Annotated in this window: 7 protein-coding genes and 1 pseudogene; 7 read left to right on the top strand and 1 reads right to left on the bottom strand. The window is 68.9% G+C overall.

Translation table 11 applies throughout. From position 1 onward, the window contains the following. Window positions 1-244 (top strand): annotated as a pseudogene (locus ABD374_RS31505) (hypothetical protein); the annotation flags it as partial. On the opposite strand, the gene ABD374_RS31500 reads toward ABD374_RS31505, so the two are convergent. Continuing rightward, a complete protein-coding gene (locus ABD374_RS31500) occupies window positions 237-623 on the bottom strand; it encodes a DUF3592 domain-containing protein (protein WP_344500029.1) in 387 nt (128 codons plus the stop codon). The pseudogene ABD374_RS31505 and the gene ABD374_RS31500 sit on opposite strands and share 8 nt — an antisense overlap. Before the next feature lie 81 nt (window positions 624-704). Here ABD374_RS31500 and ABD374_RS31495 point away from each other — a divergent pair, with 81 nt between their 5' ends. From ABD374_RS31495 to ABD374_RS31470, 6 genes are read left to right on the top strand one after another with little or no spacing between them, the layout of a single operon-like run. Next, complete coding sequence (locus ABD374_RS31495; protein WP_344500027.1) at window positions 705-1,628, top strand: hypothetical protein; 924 nt, start codon at window positions 705-707, stop codon at window positions 1,626-1,628. A 21-nt stretch (window positions 1,629-1,649) separates the two neighbouring features. Beyond that, window positions 1,650-2,849 carry a phage tail protein gene (locus ABD374_RS31490; protein WP_344500025.1) on the top strand — a complete coding sequence of 400 codons (1,200 nt, stop codon included), beginning with the start codon at window positions 1,650-1,652 and terminating at the stop codon, window positions 2,847-2,849. Further along, window positions 2,846-4,132 (top strand): phage tail tape measure protein, encoded by a 1,287-nt coding sequence (locus tag ABD374_RS31485; protein WP_344500023.1) that lies wholly within the window; start codon window positions 2,846-2,848, stop codon window positions 4,130-4,132. The genes ABD374_RS31490 and ABD374_RS31485 overlap by 4 nt, the downstream gene beginning before the upstream one ends. Window positions 4,133-4,168: 36 nt before the next feature. Then, complete coding sequence (locus ABD374_RS31480) at window positions 4,169-5,104, top strand: phage distal tail protein (RefSeq protein WP_344500021.1); 936 nt, start codon at window positions 4,169-4,171, stop codon at window positions 5,102-5,104. A gap of 49 nt (window positions 5,105-5,153) precedes the next feature. Continuing rightward, complete coding sequence (locus ABD374_RS31475; protein WP_344500019.1) at window positions 5,154-6,356, top strand: hypothetical protein; 1,203 nt, start codon at window positions 5,154-5,156, stop codon at window positions 6,354-6,356. A gap of 8 nt (window positions 6,357-6,364) precedes the next feature. After that, a complete protein-coding gene (locus tag ABD374_RS31470) occupies window positions 6,365-7,471 on the top strand; it encodes a hypothetical protein (protein ID WP_344500033.1) in 1,107 nt (368 codons plus the stop codon). Window positions 7,472-7,474 lie beyond the last annotated feature (3 nt).

The following is a 7,474-nucleotide window of genomic DNA, read 5'->3' as shown; positions in this document are numbered from 1 at the left end:
CCTCCTGAGGCACTACGGCGTGGACCTGCTGGATTGGCACCGCGGCCGGCTCACGGCCCGCCGGCTCGCAGTGCTGATCAAGCACATGCCACGTGACAGCGCCCTGCTCAACGAAATCGACGGTCGCGCCCGGTGTCACGCTCGGGTGACAAGAAGGCGCATGAACCCGCGCCTACGGCACAGGCACAGGACACCGAGCCGGAAAACGCTGGGCCCTGCCGAACTGGCCGGGTTCTTCAGCTGAACGCGACCATCAGCAGGAGAACGGCTTCCACTACTACGAGGGTGATGACGTCCCCTTGCTTCCACAAGGGCTTCCTCGCCGTCAAGGCCGTCTCCACACGGCCAGGCTCCCTGGGGTCATAGCAGACCGTGACGGACGTGCCGACACGGGTTCCGGACGGAACGTCGCTCTCACTGGCGGTGCAGGACATTTTCCGACCGTCCGGTGCTCGATAGCTGAGGAGGAACGTCGGTCCGCCCTTGCCGCGCCATTCACGGTCGTAACAGTGAGCCGCGACCTCGACCCCTCGCGCCCGCAGCAGCAGTCGACGTCGGATTATCCAGGCGAGGGCAATTAGTCCAAGAAAGGGCGGTATTAATTTCAGGATCTCTGGGTTCACTTTCAGTCCCTCTTGAAGTCGACCAGGCAAGAGAGACATTCAACCACGCCCCCAGAACCAGATCAAGGCGGGTGAGACAACGTGACAGAACTTACGAATGAACAGCTTTCTGATCAAATTAGCTCCTTGCGGGAGGACTTGCGAAAAAAAGCAGACAAAGAATCCCTCGAAAACCTCCTGAAGCGCGAAGATGTTCGACCCAAGGCGCTGGTCGACGGTCCGGAGGAAAACAAGGAACCGGCGCCGGCGGATCCCAAGCCGGAGGGTGGCGCGGCGAAGGGAGGTGAACAGAAAGAAAATCCGGACCCGAACGACCTTACTACACAGAAGGAGCTTGAGGAGGCGACCGCAGATTCCGTTTGGCAGCACGTAAAGCCCATGGAGTTTGTCGGCGCTGCTCTTGCCTGGCAAGCACTCAAATTTGAGATTCCCACGCTTTTCAACCTTGAAATTTTCACCGAGAAGATGCTCAGCAAGGTGGAACTCTTCAAGAATGAAGAGGGTCGTGGATTCCAAATTCAGCGCAGCGAATATGGATGGATGTCGATCAAGCGGAGGGCCGCCGAGGCGAACGCCGACGGCGATGGCAGCGACCCCACCCTGCCCGGAGACAGCGACCCCGCCAACCGCACCCCGCCCGCAGACGGCGACAACACCAACCGCACCCCACCCGCCGACGGCGACAACACCAACAACGCAGGTAACGCGGGCGGCGACGGCAGTAACGGCGCGACTCCTCGCGCCCGGGAATCCCGCCGCGCGCGTCGCCGTCGCGAGCGGGAGGCGCAGCAAGCCGCCGGCCGGGCCCAGTCTGCCGGAGGACCCGCCGGAAGGACGCCGTCTGCCGGTGGCCGCACGCCGCCCCGGACGCCGGTACCGCCCACGGGCCCGGTGCGCGCGGTCGGGGACGCCGCTCGTGCGGCAGCCCCTGCGGTGCAGGGGTTGACCCGCGACGTGAACAACCTCGGGGGAACCGGAGACCGAACATCGCGCACCATCGGTTAAGTCACAGAAATCTGGTGGCCCATGTCTCTCGTCAGCTCTCTCGGTAGAGCATCCAATTCATTCAAGGATTTCCAGTCCAAAGCCACTTCCACCGACCGCGCGCTCAGCGGACTCCGCAGCGGCGCCACCCGCGGTGAGCAGGGCCTCAAGAACATTCGGAGCGCTGCGCAGGGCTCCACTCGTGAACTGAACAACCTCAAGTCGGCCGCCGACCGGGCGGACAAGTCGCTCGCCAAGGCCGGAAAGACCGGCACGACCAGCGGAAACCAGGTCGGTCAGTTCAAGAAGGGTGCCGACAACGCCTCGAAGGGGATGAACGGCCTCAACAAGTCCATGAAGGGCAACTTCATCGCCCGGCTCATGGAACTGTTCATGCCGCTCATCGAGAAGGTGGTCGAGATGGCCGCCCGATCGAAGACCATGCAGAAGGTGCTCAAGGTCGCCTTCGACGCCATCAAGAAGGTCATCACCGCCGTCATGAAGGCCATCGGCCCGATCATGAAGGCGGCCGGAAAGCTGATCAAGACGGTCTGGGACGGCATCAAGAAGGCCGTCACGGTCGTCGTGAACGCGGTCTCCAAGGTCATCTCGACCACCTTCAACGCCATCAAGAAGGTCATCACCTCGGTGATGAACGGCGTGAAGTCGGTGATCTCCGGTGTCTGGAACGGCATCAAGCGCATCATCATGCCGGTGGTCAACTGGATCAGGGATGTCGTCCCGAGGGCGTTCAGCGCCGTCAAGGACAAGCTCTCCAGCATCTGGGGCGGCCTGAAGGACATCGCCGGCCGGGCGTTCGACAAGATCAAGGGTGCTGTGAAGGGCCCGATCAACGCCGTCATCGGCCTGATCAACAGTGCGATCGGCAAGCTGAACGGCATCAAGGTCTCGATCCCGAGCTGGGTCCCCCTCGTCGGTGGCAAGACCTTCGGCGTCAGCCTGCCGAGGATCCCGCAGCTGGCTCAGGGTGGTGTCGTCCAGCCGCGTCGCGGCGGTGTCCACGCCATCGTCGCCGAGGCCGGTGAGGCCGAGGCCGTCCTGCCGCTGTCCAAGCTGGACCGGCTGCTGCGCCACACCGCACGGGCCGCCCGCGCCCAGTCGATCAACTCGGGCGCCGGCGCGACGCACGGCTTCCAGATCGAGCACTACTACGAGGCGTCCTCCAGCGATCTGCGCGAGACCGCCTCCGCCCTGCTGTTCCTGTCGAAGGCGCGCGGATGAGCACCGCCCTGGTCGTCTCCGTGAACAGGGTGATGCCCCACCTGCGGGGGCTGCCCAATGCCGCGAAGCTGCTCCAGGGCCACGTGCGCGGCGCCACGCGCGCGTTGAACGGCTTCCGGAGCGGGGTCGCCCGCAGCGGCTCCGCTCTCGACCGCGTCCGTTCCTCCGCATCCTCCGCCGCCCCCCAGGTCCAGCAGATCAAGGCCCGGGCCGAAGGCGCCGGTCAGTCGCTCACCAAAGTGGGCCGCACCGCCGCCACCGCCGGGACGCAGATCAAGGGCGGTGCCGGGAAGACCAGGGGCGCGGCCGCGCCGCTGAAGTCGCTGGCTTCGGGGGCGGATTCGTTCGGCAAGGTCTCCGGGCTCCTCGGCAAGGCCACCGGGCCCATCTCCCGGATCATGTCGGCCCTCGGCACCGGCCTGACCATCGCCGCCGGCGTCATGACCGGCATCAACGTCGCCATGCGCGCCAACCCGCTCGGGTTCCTGGCCGGGCTGATCGTCCCCGTCCTCGCGGCCATCATCACCTACGCCATGAACACCGAGACCGGCCAGAAGATCATGAAGCAGGTCTTCGACCACGTGCTGAAGGTCTTCCAGCAGATCCTGAAGTTCCTCGGCCCGGTCGTCACCTTCTACGGCACCGTCATCGGCACCTACTTCAAGGCCGTCGGCGTCATCATCACCACCGTCGTCAAGGTCGTCGGCGCCGCCGTCTCCGGTGACTTCGGCAAGGCCAAGGGCGCGATCTCCCGGGCCACCGAGGCGCTCAGCGCTCTCGTCCGCCGTCCCTGGAACGCGTTCAAGACCGTGATCCAGCCCGTCCTGGACTGGATCACCAAGAAGATCCCCGACATGTTCACCCGGGTGAAGGACGCCACCTCCAGCACCCTCGGCGGCATGGGCGATTTCATCTCCACCGGCCTCCAGACCCTCGCCGGTGTCATCACCGGCCCCATCAAGGGCCTGATCGCCTTCGCCAACTGGGTCATCGACGGCCTCAACAGCCTCAGTGGCGAGTTCCTCGGCAAGAAGTTCGGCATCAAGCTCGACAAGATCCCGCAGCTCGCCGAGGGCGGCGTCGTCGACCCCTCGCGCGACGGCGCCTCCGCCGTACGCCCCCTGTCCTCGCTCGACCGGCTGCGGCCGGCCGAGACCGGGCACCGGGCGGGCGGCCCCCGCTCCCCGCACCGCGACCGGCTGCACACCTACCGCGAGCCGGAGGGCCGCAGCGCCCTCACGGTCGCCGAGGACCTGCTCTTCCTGCACCGGACCGCGGCCTGAGGGCGCGGCCTGACGAAAGTGAGGTGACGGCCCGTCATGGCCGAGACCACAATCGCATACACGGACGAGACCGCACCCGGCTCACTGATCACCCGCGACGGGCAGATCCAGTGGGCCGGACTGCTGATGGGTCCCGGGACGCCGTACCAGATCGACCGTTCCGGCATCACCGGCTGGGACGATCTGCCCACCCTCGACACCGGTGACGTCGCCCGGCCCGACCAGCACGGCGCCTGGCCCGGCGCGGTCTGGGCGCAGCCCCGGCTGGTGACCGGCACCGTCTGGCTGGTCCCGCCGACCGCGGCGCAGGCCGCGGACACCACCGCCGCGTTCCGCGCGGCCACCGGCCCCGAGGGCGGGGAGCGCTGGCTCGCGGTGCGCCTGCACGGCGAGACGCTCGCGGTCCGCGCCCGGGTCAGCCGCCGGGTGGTCCCCCAGGACCGCACGTACGTACGGCAGGGCATGGCCAAGGCCAGCCTCCAGTGGACGGCGACCGACCCCCGCCGCTTCAGCACCGCCCTGCGCGAGGGCCAGGCCGTGCTGCCGGTCCCGGAGCCCGGACTGGTCTGGGACAACGAGGTCGGCAGCGGACTGGACTGGCCGATGGACTGGGGCGGCGACGCGGAGGCCGGCAGTTTCACCGCCGTCAACGAGGGCGGCGCGGCCGCCCACCCGGTGATCGAGTTCCGCGGCCCGGTGCGCCGCCCGACCCTGAGCCGGCTCAGCGACGGCCGCCAGCTCCAGTACGACATCGCGCTCGGCGCCGGTGAGGTCCTCACCGTCGACACCGAGGCGGGGACGGTCCGGCTCAACGGCACGGCGTCCCGGCTCTACACGGCGACGCCCGCGTCGGCGCCCGAGCAGCTGTTCCGGCTGGAGCCGGGGCGTACGTCGCTCGCCTTCCGCTCCGACGACGCGACACCCGACCCCCGGGCCTCGGTCACGGTCCGCTGGCGCGACTCCCACTGGTGACCGGCCCCGCACTCCCCGACGTCCGCAACGCATCTCCCAGGAGGACCTCATGCCCGTACGCAGCGCATGGCTGATCAACCGCACGACGACCGACTCCGGTCAGTCCCGCTCCGACACCCGGCTCGCCCCCACCGGCACCATGGCTCCCAGCGGCGCGCTGACCAGCGTCTCCGGTGTCGTCCCGGGGTCCAAGGACGGCCGGTACATGATGGACGCCCTGTACGTCTACGGTGACACCGCCGGGATGACGGCGAACGTCGCCCCCGGCCGTGCCGTCGTCCAGGGCTCCCCCGCGGCCGGCGCCTACCCGGTCGTCCTCACCGACTACACCCAGATCACCTTCGACGACGGCGACGCGAACAACCCGCGCGTCGACCTGGTGCTGCTGCGGGTGTACGACGCCCAGTTCGCCCCGGTCTCCGGGCGCACCGAGGCCGTCCTGGAGATCCTCAAGGGCGCCCCGGCGCCCAACCCGGAGCCGCAGCCGGTGCCGGAGGGCGCCATCGCTCTCGCCCGGGTCAACGTCCCGGCCGGCGCGTCGGTCGGCACCGGCGGTCTGGACTGGTCCAAGGCCGTCTACGACATGCGCCACACCACGGTGGCGGCCGGCGGCATCCTCGCCGAGTCGTGGAACCGCGACAGCAAGGGCGGCTACGCGGGCCAGTACCGCGACAACGCCAGTCAGCTCCAGCGCTGGGACGGCGCCCGGTGGGTCTCCTACCCGCGGCACATCGGCGGCGTCGCTCCGCAGGGCGCGCTGGCGGCCGGCGAGTACGCGGGCCAGTACCGCGACGAGGGCGGCAGGCTCCAGCGCTGGGACGGCTCCGTGTGGCGGCCGATCGTCCCCGCCACCGGCTGGGCCTACAACAACGACGGCGGCTACTGCAAGTCCACCACCTGGGTGGAGGCCGTCACCGACACCACCGGCCCGTCCATCTCCGCCCAGTTCACCACGCCGGTCTCGGGCGCGGTCCTCGTCACCGTCGGCTACTTCGGCAGCAACCCGGTGGACGGCGCCTGGTCGAAGATGACCGCGGTCATCCGGCTGGCCGGCGCCGTCGTACTCCCGGCCGACGAACAGCGGGCGGCCCAGGCGACCGGGAAGAACGGCCACTCCGTGGTGCACACCTTCCGGGTCACCGGCCTCAAGCCGCACACGGTCTACACCGCGGTCGGCGCGTACTCGTCCTCAGCCACCAGCAACAACGCCTGGGTCGACAACCGGTTCATCCGCGTCGACCCGATGCTGTGAGCCGCCCCATGGGCGGAGCCGTCATCACGCCCGTCTACCGGGCGGTCTTCTGCGACCTGCGTACCGACCAGGTCCTCGACGTCCTGCCGCTCACGGAGGCCAAGTTCGACGACTTCATCGGCAAGTCGGGATCACTGTCGGCGACCGTCCCGCTGCCCGAGCCGGCCCTGGCCGCCCGCGCCAAGGAGGCCCTCCAGCCCGGCCGTACCGCGGTCTGGCTGGAGCGGGACGGGGACATCTGGTGGGGCGGGGTGCTCTGGACCTGCACCCCCGCCACCGACGAACAGGGCCGGATGACGGTGCAGTTCCAGGCGGGCACCTTCGACTCGTACCTGGACCACCGCATCCTCTCCGCCGACATGCTGCTCGTCCAGGCCGACCAGTTCGACATCGCCCGGGCCCTGGTGGCCCACGCCCAGGAACAGGAGGGCGGCGACATCGGGATCAGTCTGGGCGCGGAGATGTCGGGGATACGGCGCGACTTCGCGTCCGGCTACACCGCCCTGGCCCGGGTCCGGGAGCTGATCGACAAGCTGGCACAGCTGGCGGACGGTTTCGAGTGGCGCGTCCACTGCCACCGCGACGGTCAGGGCCGCCGCGTCAAACGGCTCCAGCTGGGGCATCCGAGGATCGAGTCGAGCCAGGCGGACATCGTCCTGGACCATCCCGGCTCCGTCCTGTCGTACAGCCTGCCCACGGACGCCACCGTGCAGGCGAACGTCTGGGTCGCCCGCGGCGAGTCGGACAACACCGACCAGGCCCAGGACTCGCTGCCCCTCACCGCCATGGAGAGCGAGCCGGCCGACCTGACCGGCGGCTGGCCCCGGCTGGAGCGCACCTCGGACCACAGCGCTGTCAAGGACGCGGCCACCCTCCGCTCCCTGGCCAGGGCCGAACTGGCGCGGCAGCGCCGGCCGGAGCTCATCCCCGAGCTGACCGTCGTCCTCGACGGTCGGATCACACCCGCCCTGCTCGGCGCCCGGATCCGGCTGCGGATCCACGACCTGTGGCACCAGGACGGGCTCGACGCCCACTACCGGATCGTCGGGCTCGCCGTGAACCCGCCGCAACGCACCAAGCCGGAAACGGCCACGCTCTACCTGGAAGGGGTGTAACCC

The organism is Streptomyces enissocaesilis, from assembly GCF_039533765.1.
Lineage (GTDB): Bacteria > Actinomycetota > Actinomycetes > Streptomycetales > Streptomycetaceae > Streptomyces > Streptomyces enissocaesilis.
This window is presented reverse-complemented; position numbering and strand designations above follow the sequence as displayed.